Source organism: Sphingobacterium sp. UBA5639 (assembly GCF_002421245.1).
In the GTDB taxonomy this organism is placed as follows: Bacteria; Bacteroidota; Bacteroidia; order Sphingobacteriales; family Sphingobacteriaceae; genus Sphingobacterium; species Sphingobacterium multivorum.
The window spans coordinates 144,133-162,558 of sequence record NZ_DIJR01000012.1 but is presented as its reverse complement, the minus strand read 5'-3'; the positions used below and the strand labels follow the sequence as shown (position 1 = coordinate 162,558).

19 protein-coding genes and 1 tRNA gene are annotated in these 18,426 nt (G+C 40.1%); 13 read left to right on the top strand and 7 right to left on the bottom strand.

Going from position 1 to position 18,426, the window contains the following annotated elements:
* Nucleotides 1–91: 91 nt before the first annotated feature.
* Nucleotides 92–1,477, top strand: coding sequence for a WG repeat-containing protein (locus tag B4Z90_RS09135; RefSeq protein ID WP_286802019.1), 1,386 nt, complete (start codon nucleotides 92–94; stop codon nucleotides 1,475–1,477).
* A 75-nt stretch (nucleotides 1,478–1,552) separates the two neighbouring features.
* Here the strand turns inward: B4Z90_RS09135 and B4Z90_RS09130 are convergent, their stop codons facing one another.
* The gene (locus B4Z90_RS09130; protein ID WP_112374105.1) at nucleotides 1,553–2,422 is read right to left on the bottom strand and encodes a DUF808 domain-containing protein; all 870 of its coding nucleotides are present in this window, start codon (nucleotides 2,420–2,422) and stop codon (nucleotides 1,553–1,555) included.
* Nucleotides 2,423–2,555: 133 nt separating this feature from the next.
* On the opposite strand from B4Z90_RS09130, the gene B4Z90_RS09125 reads away from it, so the two are divergent.
* From B4Z90_RS09125 to B4Z90_RS09110, 4 genes are all read left to right on the top strand, one after another.
* Complete coding sequence (locus B4Z90_RS09125; RefSeq protein ID WP_286802017.1) at nucleotides 2,556–3,113, top strand: DUF4256 domain-containing protein; 558 nt, start codon at nucleotides 2,556–2,558, stop codon at nucleotides 3,111–3,113.
* Nucleotides 3,114–3,144: 31 nt separating this feature from the next.
* The gene (locus tag B4Z90_RS09120) at nucleotides 3,145–4,002 is read left to right on the top strand and encodes a DUF6265 family protein (RefSeq protein WP_286802016.1); all 858 of its coding nucleotides are present in this window, start codon (nucleotides 3,145–3,147) and stop codon (nucleotides 4,000–4,002) included.
* Between the two features lie 61 nt (nucleotides 4,003–4,063).
* On the top strand, nucleotides 4,064–4,522 hold the full coding sequence (locus tag B4Z90_RS09115; RefSeq protein WP_046673474.1) for a GyrI-like domain-containing protein: 459 nt from the start codon (nucleotides 4,064–4,066) through the stop codon (nucleotides 4,520–4,522).
* A gap of 92 nt (nucleotides 4,523–4,614) precedes the next feature.
* The gene (locus B4Z90_RS09110) at nucleotides 4,615–5,907 is read left to right on the top strand and encodes a chloride channel protein (RefSeq protein WP_236560203.1); all 1,293 of its coding nucleotides are present in this window, start codon (nucleotides 4,615–4,617) and stop codon (nucleotides 5,905–5,907) included.
* Nucleotides 5,908–5,967: 60 nt separating this feature from the next.
* Here the strand turns inward: B4Z90_RS09110 and B4Z90_RS09105 are convergent, their stop codons facing one another.
* Nucleotides 5,968–7,389, bottom strand: a complete 1,422-nt coding sequence (locus B4Z90_RS09105) for an RtcB family protein (RefSeq protein WP_070563998.1) — start codon at nucleotides 7,387–7,389, stop codon at nucleotides 5,968–5,970.
* A gap of 102 nt (nucleotides 7,390–7,491) precedes the next feature.
* On the bottom strand, nucleotides 7,492–8,586 hold the full coding sequence (locus B4Z90_RS09100; RefSeq protein WP_286802015.1) for a slipin family protein: 1,095 nt from the start codon (nucleotides 8,584–8,586) through the stop codon (nucleotides 7,492–7,494).
* Nucleotides 8,587–8,796: 210 nt separating this feature from the next.
* On the opposite strand from B4Z90_RS09100, the gene B4Z90_RS09095 reads away from it, so the two are divergent.
* Nucleotides 8,797–8,979 (top strand): hypothetical protein, encoded by a 183-nt coding sequence (locus B4Z90_RS09095; protein ID WP_046673477.1) that lies wholly within the window; start codon nucleotides 8,797–8,799, stop codon nucleotides 8,977–8,979.
* Nucleotides 8,980–8,993: 14 nt separating this feature from the next.
* Here the strand turns inward: B4Z90_RS09095 and B4Z90_RS09090 are convergent.
* Nucleotides 8,994–9,055 (bottom strand) — tRNA-OTHER (locus B4Z90_RS09090).
* Between the two features lie 547 nt (nucleotides 9,056–9,602).
* Here B4Z90_RS09090 and B4Z90_RS09085 point away from each other — a divergent pair.
* Nucleotides 9,603–10,190 carry a hypothetical protein gene (locus tag B4Z90_RS09085; RefSeq protein WP_236560204.1) on the top strand — a complete coding sequence of 196 codons (588 nt, stop codon included), beginning with the start codon at nucleotides 9,603–9,605 and terminating at the stop codon, nucleotides 10,188–10,190.
* 85 nt (nucleotides 10,191–10,275) lie between these two features.
* On the opposite strand, the gene B4Z90_RS09080 is transcribed toward B4Z90_RS09085, so the two are convergent.
* A complete protein-coding gene (locus tag B4Z90_RS09080; protein WP_286802014.1) occupies nucleotides 10,276–11,529 on the bottom strand; it encodes an amidohydrolase in 1,254 nt (417 codons plus the stop codon).
* Between the two features lie 76 nt (nucleotides 11,530–11,605).
* On the bottom strand, nucleotides 11,606–12,457 hold the full coding sequence (locus B4Z90_RS09075; protein ID WP_070563990.1) for an AraC family transcriptional regulator: 852 nt from the start codon (nucleotides 12,455–12,457) through the stop codon (nucleotides 11,606–11,608).
* 388 nt (nucleotides 12,458–12,845) lie between these two features.
* On the opposite strand from B4Z90_RS09075, the gene B4Z90_RS09070 reads away from it, so the two are divergent.
* Genes B4Z90_RS09070 through B4Z90_RS09060 form a run of 3 tightly spaced genes read left to right on the top strand, consistent with a single transcriptional unit; the run spans nucleotide 12,846 to nucleotide 15,009 of the window.
* Complete coding sequence (locus tag B4Z90_RS09070; protein ID WP_286802012.1) at nucleotides 12,846–13,460, top strand: hypothetical protein; 615 nt, start codon at nucleotides 12,846–12,848, stop codon at nucleotides 13,458–13,460.
* 14 nt (nucleotides 13,461–13,474) lie between these two features.
* Nucleotides 13,475–13,828, top strand: coding sequence for a hypothetical protein (locus B4Z90_RS09065; protein ID WP_070563983.1), 354 nt, complete (start codon nucleotides 13,475–13,477; stop codon nucleotides 13,826–13,828).
* Nucleotides 13,813–15,009 (top strand): oxygenase MpaB family protein, encoded by a 1,197-nt coding sequence (locus B4Z90_RS09060; protein WP_286802010.1) that lies wholly within the window; start codon nucleotides 13,813–13,815, stop codon nucleotides 15,007–15,009. The genes B4Z90_RS09065 and B4Z90_RS09060 overlap by 16 nt, the downstream gene beginning before the upstream one ends.
* On the opposite strand, the gene recR is transcribed toward B4Z90_RS09060, so the two are convergent.
* Entirely contained in the window at nucleotides 15,006–15,620 is a 615-nt protein-coding gene (gene recR, locus B4Z90_RS09055) for a recombination mediator RecR (protein ID WP_046673482.1), read from the bottom strand. The two genes, B4Z90_RS09060 and recR, sit on opposite strands and share 4 nt — an antisense overlap.
* 114 nt (nucleotides 15,621–15,734) lie before the next feature.
* On the opposite strand from recR, the gene B4Z90_RS09050 reads away from it, so the two are divergent.
* From B4Z90_RS09050 to B4Z90_RS09040, 3 genes are all read left to right on the top strand, one after another.
* Entirely contained in the window at nucleotides 15,735–16,439 is a 705-nt protein-coding gene (locus tag B4Z90_RS09050; protein ID WP_046673602.1) for a TIGR00730 family Rossman fold protein, read from the top strand.
* A 211-nt stretch (nucleotides 16,440–16,650) separates the two neighbouring features.
* The gene (locus B4Z90_RS09045; RefSeq protein WP_286767221.1) at nucleotides 16,651–17,208 is read left to right on the top strand and encodes an RNA polymerase sigma-70 factor; all 558 of its coding nucleotides are present in this window, start codon (nucleotides 16,651–16,653) and stop codon (nucleotides 17,206–17,208) included.
* 67 nt (nucleotides 17,209–17,275) lie between these two features.
* Entirely contained in the window at nucleotides 17,276–18,415 is a 1,140-nt protein-coding gene (locus tag B4Z90_RS09040; RefSeq protein ID WP_070563977.1) for a FecR family protein, read from the top strand.
* Nucleotides 18,416–18,426 lie beyond the last annotated feature (11 nt).

Genomic DNA, 18,426 nt, shown 5'->3' with positions numbered 1-18,426 from the left:
GGCTCGATTTCGATTTATCATTAAATAACGGATTTCAGGGATATAACACCTTACATTGAATCAGGATATTTGTCTTTCAAAGTTTAAGAAGATGAAAAAAATATCCCTATCGTTCGTAGCTATCTTGGCGGCCAGCAGCATGTCGTTTGCACAAATCAATAAAGCATTCAAGATCAACTATGCCATTACCTATTCCGTCGATCCCAGCGAAGAAGCGCAAGCAGTTCCAGTTTCTGTCTACGAAGCTTATGTTAACAATGATAAAATAAAAGTTGTATCGGCTTCCGGAGACGGCGAAGAGTCCATCTTTCTCGTTAAAAAAAATGAAGAGCAATCGGTTATATTATACCCAGGACTGGCAAAATATGTCGTGAAAGAAAATGAGCTTAGCTCACATGCGATCAAACTCGTCCCAAACCAGACGAAAATGATCGCTGGTTATCCCTGCAAACTAGCGCAGGTAGAAATTCCTATTTCGGAAGATAACGCGGAAAACAGTACCCTATCGATTTGGTATAGCGATAAACTGCCAGTCGCCTATTGGGAGGGCTTTGATCTGTTCAAAAAAATACCTGGGGCTGTGCTGCAGCTAACAACACCGCTTGGCATGAATATGATTGCGCAGAACATCACCGATAGCCAACTGGACGAAAAGGATTTTATTGTACCTGAGGATTATGAACAAGTAGCATCCATTTATGATGACGAAGAGGATGCGGAAGATAGCAACCAGATTGCTGAAAATCTCTATTTATTTGAAGATGCTGCAACTAGCCTTTTGGGGGTAAAAGACGGCGATGAAAAAACAATTGTGCCAGCACAATACCTTTACATTGCTCCATTTGTTGGCGACCTGAGTATAGTTCAATATAAAGATGAAAAATATGGTGCCATTAATCTCACCGGTAAACCAATCCTCCCCTTCCGATACGATTATTTAGGTTACGATGACCATCTTGGCCAACTGGTTTTTGGACTAAACGAAAAATATGGGGTCATGGATAAGTCTGGTAAAATTTTGATCCCAGCAAATTATGATATGATATCATTCATTAACGGGGGCTATGCTGTATTTCAAGTGAAAGATAAATATGGCATATTGAATCAAGCGGGTAAAATAATTGTCCCGGCAACGTATAGCTTTATTTCTGAAAACAATGCAACGCATTTCGTCAGCATTGAAAACGACAAGTATAATCTTACTGATATTAAGACCAATAAAATCGTTGCGCCCGACTACGATTTGATTTCAATTACCGAAGAACCCAATCTTTTCCTTGCAAGCAAAGGTGGAAAGTATGGGTATTTAGATGGTCAGGGAAAAGTTGCAATACCATTTATATACAGTGGAGCTACCTCGTTCAGCGATGGCGTGGCTTCTGTTTCATTAGCGGATTCGGACGATGTAATTTTGATTAATACAAAAGGCGAACGTGTGGAAATAGATGCTGCGGCAGAGGCAACAGATATAATTTAAACATCAGCAACCAAAAAAGGCAACAGATCTATCTGTTGCCTTTTTGGTTGCTGATCATCAATGATCAGTATAAGGTTATTTTTTCTTTTTAAACAGCATTTTGCCGATCGTAAATAAAATCACCACAATTATGCCTCCACCTAGGCCAAATAACAGCTCTTTTAGCATGCTTGGCAGAGCGGGTAGCGCGTGATGTAAGAAATCAATATAATGCGCAAATATTCCGCCTGAAACTAAAATTAAAGCAAATGTACCAACCACAGCCAATAACTTGATAACAAAAGGCAGTGCGCGGACTAAAAAACGACCTAAACTCGCTACAGGGCCTTTCTCACGGGAGGTTTTAATCAATTTATAACCCGCATCGTCCATCCGAACGATAAGTGCCACAATACCATAGACTCCAACTGTGGCTAAAAAAGCAACAACCGAAACCGTAATAATTTGTAAGGACAAGCTTTTTCCAAGAACTGTTCCTAAAGCGATAATGACGATCTCCACGGAAAGAATAAAATCTGTCGTGATAGCCGATTTTACCTTCGCTTTTTCAACAGCAACTGAGTTTTCAGCAACGACAGTCTCTACTTTCGTTTCTTCTGTAGCATGTTTGCGGTGAAACAGGTATTCAATAATCTTTTCAACACCTTCAAAAGCAAGGTAGAAACCACCCAAAATTAAAATATATTTGATGGCAATTGGAAAAAAGACGTTCAGTAATAAAGCAATAGGTACAATGATCAACTTATTGAGCAGCGAACCCTTTGTAATTGCCCATAAAACTGGGAGCTCACGTGAAGCCAAAAAACCAGTCGCTTTCTCTGCATTTACCGCTAAATCGTCACCTAAGATTCCAGCAGTTTTTTTTGTTGCGATTTTGCTCGCCACTGCTACATCATCCATCAACGCTGCAATATCATCTAGTATTGCAAATATTCCTGAAGCCATATTTATATAAAAATTGAACGTAAAAATATAAATTTAATTCAATTTTGAACTAAAGAATTTAATCCATTTGTAATATTAAGCTACATTACATTTGATTTAAATACGTAATTTTAATACCACAAGGACAACCGTTATGAAAAATTCACTTACACTGCAGGAACAGTCAATGCTACTTGAAACACTAAAACAAAGGTTTCAGAAATTTCCTAAAAGACATCCACAGATCAGTTGGGATGATGTTGCGCATAAATTACTTGAAAATCCCAAGAAATTGTGGAGCTTGTTCCAAATGGAAAAGAGCGCTGGCGAACCCGACCTTATTCTGATTGATGCAAACAAAGAACAGTATGCTTTTGTGGATTGTGCTGAAGAAAGTCCCAAAGTAAGAAGAAGCCTCTGTTTTGACCAAAGAGCCATGGATGAAAGGAAAGAAAACAAGCCTATTGGGAATGCTGTGGAAGAAGCTAAGAAAATGGGGACTGAGCTACTAAATGAAGAACAATATCGCCAACTTCAACAATTAGGTGAATTTGATTTAAAAACTTCCAGCTGGATACAAACACCAGATGCCATCCGCAAGCTTGGAGGTGCCTTATTCTGTGACCGACGTTACAACCAAGTCTTTACCTATCATAATGGCGCAATCTCCTATTATGCCGCACGTGGATTTCGCTGCATACTTTTTCTTTAAAAGTCCCTAACCTTCAAAATTTAAAACCTATATGAAAACAATTGTAATAGCCACCCTGCTCTTTTGCTGGGGAGCTGCCCAACCGCTTTTTTCACAAGTATCTTTTCCATCGTTCTTGGAAGGGACATGGAAGGTGGACAATAAAGAGCAATACGAACAATGGGATCGTATAAATCAACACGAATTAAAGGGACTTTCCTATACGTTGAAAAATGGGCAAAAGATCGTCAGTGAATACCTAAAATTGACCAAAATAAAGGATAAAGTTGTATACACAGCACTGGTCATCGGACAAAACCATGGAAAAGAAGTCAATTTTGAGCTAAGTTATCAGGATAGTACCTATTCGTTTATCAATGAGGCCCATGATTTCCCCAATTACATTCGGTACACACCAGTCGCCACAAACCGACTTCACATTGTAGTGGAAGGAAAATCGGGAAGAGCCAGGTCTTTTTATGCGAGCAGAATTGCACCGACCACGACTGAAGGAAACCCAAATTACGATCAAGAGCTCGCAAAAAAATTGGGGGCTGATGATTATGGAATGAAATCCTACATCTTTGTCCTCCTCAAAACTGGCGAGAATAAAACAACAGACAAACAATTCATTAATGAATGTTTCAAAGGTCACATGGAAAATATCAATCGTCTCGTAAAAAATGGGCAATTGATTGTTGCTGGCCCATTTGGAAAAAATGACGACAACATTCGGGGCCTTTTTATCTTAAATAACATGGCTTCAACTGATGCGGCAAAGCATATTTTAGAGAACGATCCAGCGATAAAAAACGGCCTCTTAGAAGCTTCGTTTTACCCCTGGTATGGTTCAGCTGCCTTGGCAGAATATCTGTCCCAAGTAGATAAAATCTGGAAAAAACAACATTAACCCTTTGGTCATGACATAGGGTTGTCATTGGCCGATCTAACTTTGGGGAAAACTAAGCGAAATGAATAATAAAATAATCCCTTCATTCAGTATAATAGGTCTTGCCATCCGTACAAGCAACCAAAATGGGCAGGCGGCGAAAGACATTCCAGAACTTTGGGCCCGCTTTTTTAAAGAAGATGTGTTGAGCCGTATTCCCAACAAGATATCCAGCGAACTCTATTGTATCTATACCGAATATGAAAAAGATCACACATTGCCTTATACGACTTTATTAGGCTGTAAAGTCAGCAATCTTGAAGAACTACCCGAAGACTTGGACGGTATTCATATCGCTGAAAACCATTACCGACATTTTACAGCAGAAGGAAATTTGGAAGATGGCATCGTTTATGAAACTTGGCAAAGGATATGGCGTTCGGATTTACCCAGAACGTATGCCGCAGACCTCGAAATATATGGCGAAAAAGCCCAAAACCCACACGATGCAAAGGTGGATATATACATAGGCATTCATTAGGGTCTTTATCGTAACAAAACGTATGTGTTAAGGTATTTATCGTTTATTTTAAACTAAATAACCCTTACCTTTGTGTCGATTTAAAGAATAACATGATGCAAGGCAATACGACATACAGAAAAAAAGTTGTTCGATATAGCTATCTAAAATTAATTGGAAGTTCAGCGCTCGTCAGTATCGTTTGTTGTGTATTGGCATACAGCCTCAAACACAGCACAGCTTATGTACAGGAAGAATTGTTTGAAAGTGTATCTTCCTGGGATGCCAAACTTTTTATTGTTTTACCCAGCATAGGTATTACAGCGATTTACTTCTTACGGAAATACGCTTTTCAAAACAGAAAAAACAAAGGGATCAAAGAAATTTATACGACACTAGAAACAAGAAAAGACCATTTACCTTTTTTTAAGATTCCTTCACATTATATCAATGGTTTTCTAACGGTAGTTTTTGGTGGGTCAACCGGTGTTGAAGTTTCTACAGTTGTTGCATCAGCCACGGTGGGTAACCAAGCGTATAAGCGATTACATCCAGCTTGGGCTTACAAAACCGAGTTGATCTGCGCTGGCGTAATCGCTGGAGTCACCCTGTTGTTTGGAAGTGCATTGGGTGGTTTTCTTTTTGCTTTTGAGGTAATTGCACGCAGATATAACAAGACCTTGCTCATTAGCGGACTAACTTCAATGGCCCTGGCTTCCGTATTTGTCTATTATCTTGACGCAAGTCCTTTGTTTACATTTGAGGTAAAAGCATGGCGATGGCAAGCGATCCCTTTTGTCGCTATTTTGGGATTGATTGGCGGGATTTTAGCATTATATTTTACTAAAACGGTAATTTATGCGAAGTCCTATTTTGCAGGCATAAAAAGTAATTTTATCCGTGTCAACTTGGGTGCAATCACCGTTGGAACATTTATCTTTTTCTTACCGGTACTCTATGGCGACAGCTATCATGGTCTTGGAGAGGTTCTAAAAAGCAGTCTGCATGATTCTGTCAATTTACTTTACTTTCTTCCGTTGATCCTGCTTGTTCTCTTAAAACCTTTTGTGGCTTCTCTGACGCTAGGTGCTGGTGGTGACGGCGGCGTTTTTGCCCCCAGTATTGTTACAGGTGCATTGTTAGGCGTTTTGTTTGCACAGCTTTGCAACCATTATCTAGGCACACAATTGGTGGTTATTAATTTTGCCCTTTTTGGTGCTGCAGCAATGCTTTCTGCGGCTATACATGCACCTTTCACGGCGATCTTTATTATTGCAAGCCTTGTTCCTTCCGGATATTTATTACTAGCCCCCCTACTCATCAGCAGTTTTATTGCGAAAACGCTAGCTAAAAAACTATATCCTTATAACGTATACACCTATAAGGAAGTGGCGACGGCCAGGTAATCAAAAGAAATTAAATACGAAAGCGGCTCAGACATCAATCTGAGCCGCTTTTTCTTGCCATTAGTCTTCTCTGCTCCCATCATCTGCCATGCGGACAATCTTGGGCGAAAATTTTGCCACGACATCAACAAGATCTTTTTGTGAAGCCATGACAGTGTGGATGTCTTTATAGGCCATCGGCGCTTCATCCATCCCTGCACCAAGCAGCATAACACCTTGATCTTTAAGCATCGCATGAAGGTCATGGGAAGATAAGGTTTTAATCGCTTGTGTACGGCTCATCAGTCGACCTGCCCCATGAGATGCCGATTGTATAGCATTCGACTCCCCTTTTCCGCGAACCAAAAACCCTGGTGTCGCCATGGAGCCCGGAATAATCCCCATTACCCCTTTTGCAGCGGGCGTCGCACCCTTTCGGTGTACAATAACATCTTGACCATTCCAAGTTTCCTTCCATGCAAAATTGTGGTGATTTTCAACTTTCGCCAACAATTCAGCTCCTAAAGCCAACGTGATCTTGTCATGGATCACTTCGTGGCAGGCTGACGCATAATCGCCAGCGAGATTCATGGCCAGCCAATACTCCTGTCCCTCATGGCTATCCAGGTCCAAATAAGCCAGATTTTCCGCTTGATAAGGTAACTTACACAGGGATTTGGCCAGCTTGGTATAATGTGCTGCTAGGGTAGCGCCCATTCCTCTTGAACCCGAATGTGTCAACAAACCCAAATAACTGCCGCTATCAATGTTTAAAACCTCATCTCTTTCCTCAAATTCGACTATACCAAATTCCACAAAATGATTCCCCCCACCGGAAGAGCCCAATTGGGTCCAGGCTTTATCCTTCAAGGAGGAAAGTAAACTATTCTCATTGAATAATTTGTTTTCCAGTACAGCATGATCTACGCGTTCATGTCTCAGGTATCCATTACCAGCCCCAAATTTACTGTTTCGTAGAATAATATCTTTCAGCGTCATTATATTGTGCTCCACAAATGAACCCGGTAGATCAAAGATGGACAAAGCCATGCGACAGCCAATATCGACACCAACACCATAAGGGATCACGGCATTATTTGTCGCCAGAACTCCTCCGATTGGCAATCCGTATCCTTGATGGGCGTCTGGCATCAATGCTCCGGCAACCGAAACTGGTAATTTCATGGCGATATTCATCTGTGCTTTCGCCCCTGTTTCAATTTCAGACGAACCGTAAATGGTATAATCCGCCGGGTTTTCGTTCAAGACAATTAATGACTTGTCAATTGCCTCTTGCCCAAGCAGAGCACTCGCTAAAATTCCGAAAACAGCATCATCAGAATAGCTGGTCGGATTTTCCAAAACAGCTTTAAACTTTTCAAGCATTTCTGCCCGCGTAAAACCGTGTCTTTTACTGTTGATCTTCAGTGCTACTCCCAAGCTATGATTTTCTTTATATCCCAAAGCAATTAAGTCATTGCCGTTTATTCTCTTATTTTCCATTTTCTTACTTTCTAATTTATAGAGTAGTTTTACAAATCCTCCAAAGCAGGTAACAACAGCTCTTTACGTTGCTACCTGCACCTCTTTCAATTTAATAATCTTTTATTTCACAAACAATTGTTTGAGTTGGTCAACAATCTGTCCATTTCCGGAAACCGAAATCGTATTGATCTTTTCTGCGATCTTTTCGACATATTCCATTTCCTTCAACTTAAACAACATACTGTTTTCTTCCATCAGTTTCGCCGTATTCAACAGACTCCGTGTCGAAGCGGTCTCTTCGCGACGCATGATGCTATTTGCCTGCGCCCTCTTCTCTGCAATCAACACTTGGTTCATGATGTCCCGCACATCCCCTGGTAAAATAACATCTTTAACACCGCAGGTCAACAGTGTTAGTCCCATGCTCGCAACCTGTTGTAATGTATTTTCTAAGATATAGCCTTGTATTTCAGTCTTCCGCTCCATCAGCTCGTCTAACGTCATCTGCCCGATATAGGACCGTAGGGTCAACTGCATCAACGAATACAATTGCTTCTCGTGGTCTTTATTATTCAATAGTGCTTTGACAATATCCACAATCTGATATTGCAGCGTGAAATTGATTCTGATCTGTGCTTTATCTTTAGACAAGATCTCCTGTCCTACCACCTCCAAGGTCAAAACCCGCATATCAGCTTTTGAAATCGCTATGGTTTTTGCATTCTTCCACCAATAATACGTTCCCGACTTCAAGATATCCACAAACACACCGTCTACAAAAAGCAGGGCTTTCACATTTGGTTCAATTTTATACTGACGTACATAATAGCTCAAACTCTGTTTCTCCAACAACTGACGATTTAAAGATGCCGGAACCTCAATCTCCGCAATGTCTTCCAGTTGAAATCTGCGTTCACGCAATTCCTTCCAAAAAACATGTCTGCCGGAGGCTAACGTCTTTTCGAAATTATTATTCAAAAAAACAAGACAAATCTCCGTATCGCCCACCTCAACGATGTCAACCAATTCACTAAAACCTGCCAACTGCAAAAGCACATCGATATTACGATCGGAAGGAAATGAATGAGTAGTTGTATATTTCTCCAGTTTTTCACCAAATCCCAACCAATAGTTACCGGATTTTAAAACACGGACCACCATATTGTTTTTAATAACCAATCCGATTTCCGCTGTAGTTATCTGTACTCTTTTCATTTGTATATTCTTTTAAATTTTAATTATTGCTATTATAAAACCTGCTATTTTTTATCCCTTGACCTCAAGCGGGATTCAAAAGCCCAAGTATCCGCTTTTAAAATCAAAAGTCGGTGAACAAATACCCCATCTTATTGGTCACGACTTTTTAGTATAAATTCAAATACCACATCTTAGGAATCTCAGGCCATCAATCAATTGCATAGTCGCATGAAAACAGCGCATAAGCAGGATAAAAAGATAGCAAGCTTCTACCAAATGACCTTTTTAAAGAAGGTCTTAACTTTGAATGTCCGAATGGACAGTTCGGTGCAATACCCTTATGCTATTCCATCCGAAAATGGAAGTGGGATTCGAACCCACACGATTGAGCTGTTGTTCTACCCAGACTGAACTATCCTGATTGCTCAGGAGTAGGAATCGAACCTACGACCCACAACTATCTGCTCTGCTCTACCCTTGAGCTACCTTTTTACGGGAGAGGACTCGAACCTCTAACACGAGCACTTTCCTTTCAACTTCTCGTTTTATCAGTATATTGATTCTCATAGAGAACAATACTAACCTGCTATACTGAAACAGGTGACCAGGATGCCACTGAAGAAGAAAGGCTTCTTTAATACTTCATCAAGAAGTATATATCTTAAAGCTATTCGCTATAATTTCATCAAAGAACGTTTGTCATTGTTGACATTACAAATATCGTTGGGTTAATGCGCAGGGAATTTGCGTAGAAAAAAAAAGAAGTAAAAAAAATATAGAGAAAACATAAAATGCTGTTATACAGAAATTAAAAATAAATAATTAGCATCAGAAAGAAACAAGGGACTCTTAACTACGCAGATGTATTGCGTTTATACGCCACACGATCGGCACACAGAGCTTTGCTTTATTTCAACAAGAATGGGAAATAGGATTTTTTGGTAAATATGCTGTAGAAATATAGCGGTAATCCGTGATCGTGTTATGGGATTTATATCCTAATTTTACACCCAAATAAAAGACGATATCAAAAGATGAAAAGTTTGTATGCAACAATACTGCTGTTTTACATGCTAGCGAGCTGTATAAATCCAACGAAAAACCATAAAAGCACTGCAGTGGAACATCCTGCAAAGCAGGTTTTAATCAACGACGGCACAGGCACAGTGAAGCAAAACACGACAATTGCTCAGCATCAGCAAGCGGAAGATTGGTTAAAAGAGATTTTTAAATGTAAAAGTTCTGCATCCGGCAAATATTGTTACTATCTGGACAAAGAAGATGCCTTATGTACCAAACGCTTTCAGGCGTTCTTAAAAGATGCCAATGAAATTTACGGGCCATCTAACCTCACAGATGAAGAACTGCCCAAAGCTGAAGCAGCTTACAAAGCTAAATGGGAAAAAATCTATCCCTTATATACAGCGGAAACCTGGTTATTTGGAAGAGGTAATGACGACGCATTGGATATCAAGGATGTTAAAATCGACAAAATAACGGAGAGCAAGTTTATCGTATTTATTGATTACGGCGATAATATCCGAACCAAAAACGAGGTTCAATTGGTCCATGAGCAAGGTTCTTATAAAATAGACTACTGCAAGACGACTTTCCTACATTAACCGTAATCCCTCCTAAAAAATGAGCATGCCAATTCCCCAGACGATAAATTGGCATGTCAAATGTTCTTATTATGTGCTATTTTAATCAAGCTTGTGAACTATTGTTCCATTTGACGAGATTTCCCTGATGAATAAGCCCATTGACGGTCGAGATCCGAGAAACTGCTTCTGCTGAACAACTCGCGTCGACAAAAAGAAGGCTAGCATCATCTCCTACTTTCGGCCATACCGAATTCCCGTGGTCATCAAGCGGGATTTTGCCATTGGTCGCATAACAAAGGCAACGAGATAGCTCGAATTCAGTTTCATAACCATATAATTGCGCGGCTAGATTGGCTTTCTGAAGCATATTACCACTACCAAAAGTACCCCAATGATCCTGAACATTGTCGTTCCCCACAAAAACTTCCACTCCCGCCTTTTTCAGTTCCCGAAATGGCATCAACATATTGCGGAAAGGAACCGAACTGCATATACCGACTTTCGCTTCTGCCAGTCGTTCGGCCATGTGTTCTAAGTCTTTTTTCGGCAGGTAGCCTAAGGCGAAAGCATGACTGATAAATGTGCGTCCCTGTAATGCGGGGTTTTCCAATGCTTTATCAATCAAATATTCCATAGTTTTAACACCTGATTCTCCACCTTCATGCAAGTGGATATCGATTCCCTTGTTATTGTCCAATGCAAGTCGAACCGTCAAGTCCATCGGTTTCTCGATACTGCCGTCAATACTAAAGGGATCCAAACCACCGATAAAATCCACCTGTTCCCATTTTGCAACTTCCTCCATTAACTTCGCGGATTCTGTATAGAATAGACCATGTTGGGGGAATGCGACCAGTTCTGCAGCAAAGGAATACTTTAAATGTTCCAGTGCCTGTAACAGATGTTCCAATGACTTCGTCCCCGATGTTGGGTCTACATTAAAATGTGCGCGCGCAAAATTTGTTCCGTAGCCCTGCAATAGCGCAATCAATTTTTCGGCCCGTTCGACAGAGGTTTTCAACAATTCAGGGATGATGATCTGTTCCTTGGCAATCATATCTTTTACAGTCCTGTTTTTTGGAAATACCGCCTTCCAGGGCAGGCCGTATAAAGTTTTATCTAAATGAATGTGCATGTCACGGAATGGCGGTAAGGCCAATTTACCTTTCATGTCGAAGCCTTTTCCGTCAATCCCCGATTGCGCTGGCTCTATATTTTTTATTTTATTTGCCTCGATTTGAATATCAAATAATGCCGTTTTCGTCGCAACAATTTCTTCCTTCTCATAAAGAAAGCCTGTTTCTAGCAATACGTTCCTCAACAAATAAGTATCTTGATTTTGATTGATTTCATTCATGCTTAAATCATTTTCACCAAAGCTAAGTGATTTGGGACAATGATCCTTGTATGAATTATCACAGCTTGTGTAGAAATTATGGCTGCGCTTTAAACTGACTTGGTGTCATATTTGTATGGCATTTAAAAAACTTGCTGAAGCTTGCATTATCGTAAAATCCCAGATCAAAGACAATAGCTTTGATCGTTTTATCCGAAATTTTAAGCAAGCGCTTTGCTTCCAATAACACGCGTTCCTGAATCAAAAATGAAGCTGACTTGTGTAACACCCGATTACTTAACACATTCAGATAGTTTGCGGATATATTTAGCTTCTCGGCATAAAAAGCAACGGATTTTTCACTTTTATACCATTCATCGATAAGCTGAACAAATTTTGCCACAATCGGATTATCCTGATGTTGTTCATAATCATGATAATTATCCTGAACGATCTTGCTAATCAGAAGGGCAATTACTTTAACCCGCGCGTAAATCAATTCCCATAGGATATGATCGTCCGCTAGATCAGCTGCAATTGCTTTAAATTCTGCCGATAGCGACTGAAAGTGGATCGCTGAAAGATCAATGACCAAATGCTTTAGATAATAAGAAATAGGAAATCGCAATGCAGGTAATAAGCTTTCGAACCAACGTCTGCTGATCATGAGCTGCAATGCATGGGTCGAGTCGTCCATCTTCCACTGATGTACCTGACCTGGAAAAACGAGATGTAATTGATTACATCCAAGCGTAAAGTGATCGAAGTCTATGGTATGCGTACCTACAGACTCTTCAAATAATAAGAGAATAAAGAAATCATGTTTATGCGGCTCATTAATTTCCCGAGGACCAATAAGTTCGTGAAAAAGCAGGTCACAATCCGCAATAATCCCTTCCTGGAATTTTTGCAGATCTAGTATTGGAAAATGGTCGTTGGGTTGATACATAAACAGTATTCCAAAGATAGTATCTAAATATTAAAACAAAAAACAAAAGCTAGTGAGAGCTGGTAACAATACTAAAAATTACTTCCAACTTATGACCAGCTTCATACTGTAAACAAAGTGAGTCCACAGTAAGTCCACGTTGAGTCCACCTTTTTTATGTGCAACTACCATGGCTTCATCGTACAGACATACTGCTTACAGTCCGAAGTTGATTACTAATAGGCTATAATTTTTTCTAACGAAGCCCTTAAGCTTGCCCGCAATTATTGACAGAAATTGTTACGATTATCATTATTGATTAATATCAAAAAAACGTTACTTTGAAATAGTTTATAGGGTCTGATTTAGGTCGAATGCCTATGCCTCATTTCCAACTTAAGATCGAAACATGCAAATTGAAATAGGGAGTATATTTTACGAAATAGTACTTTGGAATAAAGATTACATCCAGATTCTAGGTAGTTCATCACCCTATCGTGTATATGCTCCAGCGCATTGCGATGTTGCTTTCCTCAAAGAGTACATTAAGCTAAATCCTCCAGAAAATAAATCGGAAGATTCATCCTATTCCTATCTGGAAGATCCCTACTACCTATTTGGAAAACCTTATTTGGTCAAGATTTATCCGTCCGCAATGCTACCAACTGTTGAATTGACAGTAACGAGCATATGTGTATATCAAAAGAAGAACACAAATACCTTGAACTTACTGTACAAATGGTGCCAGGAATTACTCTACCATGAAGTCGTCAAGCAAATTGCTTACTGGGAGGAGCAATTGGATATATATGATGTGGCAACAGTAACCATCCGTAAACTACCCAAAAGTGATTTTAGAATCGTTGAAGGTGGATTTCAATTTTCAAATCGACTCATAGATTTTAAAAAAGAACACATCAATCTAATTATTCTAAAGGCTTTCTGTAAATTTGCGGATAAGACCCGAAAGGAAACAGAAGCAATTTTCAATCTATATATCCCAAACTGGAGAGATCTTTATTAGCACACTATAATAAAATGGCAGAAATTAGCATCAGAATAGCGATAGAAAAAGACAGTTTAATCATACCGTTCACCGATCAAGAGCTCCTACCATTCGTCGACAAACATCAGAAAGAAATCAATGATTACGTTATCGATCAATTGGAAGATAAAGATGGCGGCCCGCATTTAAGTGACTTTAGCGTCAACAGGCTGACTTTTTTTGCTGATCAGACAGGTGGCTCTTTTAGACTTCATTTTAAAATTGACCGTCAATTTTGCTGCAGTGATCTTTTATCTTGTCAAACGGATTATATAGACTTTAAATTCAATAAATCGAACAATACAATCACATTAACAGGAGGTTATATATCTTGGACAACTCAATAAAAGAGAGGCGAATACCCGAGCGTTATCAAGTTAATACAAGTTCATTTTCTTTCTATTGGTCGAGAGGTCTTGGCGTGGAATTGCTTCGCAAATTGCCGACTAAACCTTCGATCGCTGCTGCCGATCAATTTGTACCTTTACTCGATCAATTTGACAATAGCTGCGACCAGCTTGTCGAACAGCTCCACCTAAAAATTGGTTTCCCTCAAGGTCAACAACTGCTTAAAGATGCACTTGCAGGAAAGCCTATTGATGCCGCATACGAACCCATATTGCAGAATTTTCTACAGACATTGGATCTCAGTCCCTCTTGGTTAGATTGGGATAAAATAGAGCAAGGCATTGGCCTCAGCCAACGTTCGGGCTTATCAGGACTTGTCGTATTACGGGACTATGTCCTCATGGGGGGCTATGAATCCAGTGCCATCAATAAACCCCTAATTTTTACAGGTGCGTTAAAAAAAGGTGCTGTCAAAAGGCTCACCGAAACGGTCACCTTTTGGGTTGACGTCACAGGTAACAATGCACTGAAAAAGGGTAATATCGGCATTGAGGCCATCCTACTTACCCGATGTATCCATTCGTATGCTCGGTTAAATATTCTAAAGCACGGTCAGTGGCAAAGAGAAAAATGGGGCATCCCTTTAAACACTTGGGATATGCTTGCGACCAACCTCGGATTCTCTCTTGTTTATCAAACAGGGCTAAAACGCATGAAATTCAATATATTGAAAAGCGAGGTTGATGGTTTATTCCATGTTTGGAAATTTATTGGGACATTGCTGGGCATTCCCACGCAATTGCTACCCGACACCGTGGAGCAAGCTATTGAAGCGTTGTATTATTGGACGATGACCCAACAATCAGGAGATCAGGATAGTTTAGCCTTAGCAAAAGCGCTCATGGAAGAGCCCATTAAAGCAGCCTACCCCACAAACAAATGGGGACGAAAGCTTATGCGTGAAATTCATCTCTACTACAATCATTATCTATTGGGAGACTATTCGTGTTCATTACTTGGTTTAAGGAAAACGGTACTCGGTAAAATCGCTTATGTGAATATCTTAAAAAATAAAAAAGCAAATCATATGATCACCGACAGCCTATGGCGACAACAACAGATTGACAAAGGAAGAAAGATACACGAGGGTGTGAAACAAATCTATCTGAAATACAATTAACCAACATTGCGCTCGTAAGGCACCCGTGTCGCAATGGACCGTCCTAAGGTCAGTTCATCCACATATTCCAATTCACCACCAAAGGCTATACCGCGGGCAATGGTTGTAATTTTAACATCAAACTCACGCAATTTGCGATATAAATAAAAAATGGTGGTATCCCCTTCCATTGTTGCTGAAAGTGCCAGAATAACTTCTTCCACCTCACCTCTTTGAATTCGATTGAGTAATCCCTCAATTTTTAGATCCGCAGGACCAATACCGTCCATTGGCGAAATTAACCCACCCAATACATGATATACACCTTGATAGGAATTTGTATTTTCAATGGCCATCACATCACGTGTATCTTCCACAACACAAATCAAGCTTTTATCACGTTTAAAGGAGGCACATATCTCACATATACTGTGATCCGAAATATTGAAACATTCCTGGCAATACTGAATATCTTCTTTCAAGCGATCAATAGCGGCTGTAAAACGGGCTACATCCGCATCGGATTGCTTCAGCAGATGCAAAACCAGTCGTAATGCTGTCTTTTGCCCTACGCCTGGTAGTTTTCCAAATTCAGCGACGGCATTCTCAAGAAGTTTAGAAGAAAAATTCATAATGCAAATGTAAGAATAATCAGAAAAAGTAGCTACTATTAAAAAAATAGCTATATTGTATTCCTTTTTGAAAAATTGGAATTTAGAATTAAATGTATAACGTTATATATGGACATTACAAAAGAAGATAAAATTATCCGCGCATTTGAAAACAAAACATGGCAGGAAATTAAAGTTAAGGACTCATGGCAGATTTTTAAAGTGATGTCAGAGTTTGTGGACGGATTTGAGAAATTGGCAAAAATTGGTCCCTGTGTATCGATATTTGGATCAGCACGTACGCCACGTGAACACAAATATTATCAAATGGCGGTCGATATTGCCAGTTTATTGACAGAACGCGGTTATGGTATTATCTCGGGCGGTGGACCTGGAATTATGGAAGCAGCCAATAAAGGTGCTTATGAATCCGGAGGAAAGTCTGTTGGTCTAAATATTGAATTACCATTTGAGCAGTTTCACAACAAATATATTGATCGCGACAAACTACTTGAATTCAAGTACTTTTTCGTCAGAAAAGTGATGTTCATGAAGTATTCTCAGGGTTATATTGTTATGCCAGGAGGCTTTGGAACCATGGATGAGCTTTTTGAAGCAATCACATTGATTCAAACCGGCAAAATTGCACGTTTTCCGATCGTGTTGGTTGGCTCTGAATATTGGAAAGGGTTGATGGACTGGGTTCAGAATACAATGATTCCTAACAAATATATCAGCGAAGAAGATTTGAAACTATACCGTATTGTCGATACTGCCGAAGAGGCTGCGGATCATATTTTCCGATTCTACGACAAATACTTGTTGAAACCAAACTTCTAAGAAGTACCCGTAAAAAAAGAGTACCTGAATCAACAGATACTCTTTTTTTTTGCCTATTTGCCCTCCCCTTGGTCTTTGTAAAATAGGTATTTAGCTGTTCAAAACCAGCTTTTACAGATTAAAGTTGCATTATTGCCAATTTAGTCCCTACATTTATGGCGCGATTCGCATTACACGTCGTTAACCGTAGAAAAACAAATTATTGTCTTGCATGAAAGATTTTGGAGGCCATTCAGATGAAGAGTTGATTGTATTGGTTCAACAAGACGATAGCTTAGCTTTCGAAGCTTTGTATGATCGCTATTGGAAAAAGCTTTATTACCAGGCTGCGCGCAAAACAAATTCGCTGGAAGACGCGCAGGAAATCGTTCAAAACATCTTTACTTCGCTTTGGCTGAGACGCCATCAACTCCAAATTGAAAGCAATCTCGCCTCCTACCTCGCTGTGGCCGTTAAATACAAAGTCTTTAAATATCTGGCGCAACAATACAAGCAGGAAGTTTTTAAACACGATACGGAATGGGCCGATTTCGATAACTCGACGGAAGATTGGCTTCAGTTTGAAGAACTTCGAGTTCGGCTGGATCAGCTTGTTTCGGAACTGCCCGAAAAATGCCAGCTTGTTTTCAAATTATCCCGCGAAGAAGGACTCACTTATAAACAGATCGCTGAGCACATGAACATCTCTGTGAAAACGGTCGAAACCCAATTAAGCCGTGCCTTAAAAAAAATACGCGCTGGTATTCAGCGCTTTCTGATTACTTTGTGATTTTTTTTCTCTACTTGTCAGGGTATCAACCCAATCTAGGGACTCTATATATAAATAACCCCTAAATATGGTTGATCATAATCAATTCCGGATAAAGCAATTGGCTTACAAATGGCTTCAAGGCACATGTACCCCTGAAGAGGAAGCCGAATTGCAAGAGTGGTATGAAACAAGTAATGGCGAACCTCTCCCTATTCCTGAGGGGCTGGCAACCGATGAACAACAACTCAAAGAGCTGTTATTTTCCAATATAAAGCAGGAAATCCAAGCGTCAAAAATCAGGCGAATTCCGCAACGGGTGAAGTTGGGTGGAATAGCTGCTGCTTTGGCACTGTTGTTTATATTACCCCTTTACCTTGTTAAAAGAACATCTGGAGATAGCCAGCGGGTAGCCGTGAAGATGCAACAACAGGTTCACCCGGGCATTAAGGCGGCCGTATTAACTTTAGCCGATGGAACTAAAATTGATCTTTCTGCCCAGCAACAGAGCGTTCTCCATCAGGATGAACAGGTGAAAGTAATTACGACTGCTTCCGGAACCGTGCAATATCAATTTACAGCCAGTAGGAAAACTGCTACAAGCCGTACCAATACCATTGAAACCCCGATTGGAACAGAGTATACGATCATTTTGGCCGATGGCAGTAAGGTGTGGCTAAATGCTGGATCCGTGCTGACGTTTCCTGAATCTTTTGCGTCGAATAGCCGGGAAGTAAAATTATCTGGGGAGGGCTATTTTGAGGTCAGCCACGATAGCAAGCGCCCCTTCTATGTGCGATCCAATGAACAGACCATTCGTGTATTCGGAACCCATTTTAATGTACGCTCTTATCCAAATGAAAACAATAAAACCACACTTATAGCCGGTTCTGTACAAGTCTCGCAATTCGGTAAGTCAAAAATGCTGAAACCTGGTCAAGCAGCATTTACCACTGGCGGGAATCTTATCGTAGCAGAAGCCAATATCGAAGAAGCAATGGCCTGGAAAAATGGTTTTTTCTATTTCGAATCGACACCCATTAAAGATGCGCTTGCCGCCATAAAACGCTGGTATAATGTGGATATCGTGTATAAAGGAACAAATGAAAAGCGTGAACTGACAGGTAAGATAAAACGCAATTCAACTGCCCAGCAACTGGTTGAGACCCTCAACTTTCTGGATATAAAATGCCGATTGGAAAACAATAAAATTGAAGTTGAACTCTAAATTATCTAATA

Bases quoted from the DNA above. Each gene is read 5' to 3' on its own strand.
- B4Z90_RS09125 (WP_286802017.1), top strand. From the start codon at position 2,556: ATGAAAAATTCACTTACACTGCAGGAACAGTCAATGCTACTTGAAACA.
- B4Z90_RS09075 (WP_070563990.1), bottom strand. From the start codon at position 12,457: ATGTATCAACCCAACGACCATTTTCCAATACTAGATCTGCAAAAATTC.
- B4Z90_RS09100 (WP_286802015.1), bottom strand. From the start codon at position 8,586: ATGAAAAGAGTACAGATAACTACAGCGGAAATCGGATTGGTTATTAAA.
- B4Z90_RS09120 (WP_286802016.1), top strand. From the start codon at position 3,145: ATGAAAACAATTGTAATAGCCACCCTGCTCTTTTGCTGGGGAGCTGCC.
- B4Z90_RS09085 (WP_236560204.1), top strand. From the start codon at position 9,603: ATGAAAAGTTTGTATGCAACAATACTGCTGTTTTACATGCTAGCGAGC.
- B4Z90_RS09105 (WP_070563998.1), bottom strand. From the start codon at position 7,389: ATGGAAAATAAGAGAATAAACGGCAATGACTTAATTGCTTTGGGATAT.
- B4Z90_RS09110 (WP_236560203.1), top strand. From the start codon at position 4,615: ATGATGCAAGGCAATACGACATACAGAAAAAAAGTTGTTCGATATAGC.
- recR (WP_046673482.1), bottom strand. From the start codon at position 15,620: ATGAATTTTTCTTCTAAACTTCTTGAGAATGCCGTCGCTGAATTTGGA.
- B4Z90_RS09130 (WP_112374105.1), bottom strand. From the start codon at position 2,422: ATGGCTTCAGGAATATTTGCAATACTAGATGATATTGCAGCGTTGATG.
- B4Z90_RS09080 (WP_286802014.1), bottom strand. From the start codon at position 11,529: ATGAATGAAATCAATCAAAATCAAGATACTTATTTGTTGAGGAACGTA.
- B4Z90_RS09040 (WP_070563977.1), top strand. From the start codon at position 17,276: ATGGTTGATCATAATCAATTCCGGATAAAGCAATTGGCTTACAAATGG.
- B4Z90_RS09115 (WP_046673474.1), top strand. From the start codon at position 4,064: ATGAATAATAAAATAATCCCTTCATTCAGTATAATAGGTCTTGCCATC.
- B4Z90_RS09065 (WP_070563983.1), top strand. From the start codon at position 13,475: ATGGCAGAAATTAGCATCAGAATAGCGATAGAAAAAGACAGTTTAATC.
- B4Z90_RS09135 (WP_286802019.1), top strand. From the start codon at position 92: ATGAAAAAAATATCCCTATCGTTCGTAGCTATCTTGGCGGCCAGCAGC.
- B4Z90_RS09045 (WP_286767221.1), top strand. From the start codon at position 16,651: ATGAAAGATTTTGGAGGCCATTCAGATGAAGAGTTGATTGTATTGGTT.
- B4Z90_RS09070 (WP_286802012.1), top strand. From the start codon at position 12,846: ATGCAAATTGAAATAGGGAGTATATTTTACGAAATAGTACTTTGGAAT.
- B4Z90_RS09095 (WP_046673477.1), top strand. From the start codon at position 8,797: ATGAAAACAGCGCATAAGCAGGATAAAAAGATAGCAAGCTTCTACCAA.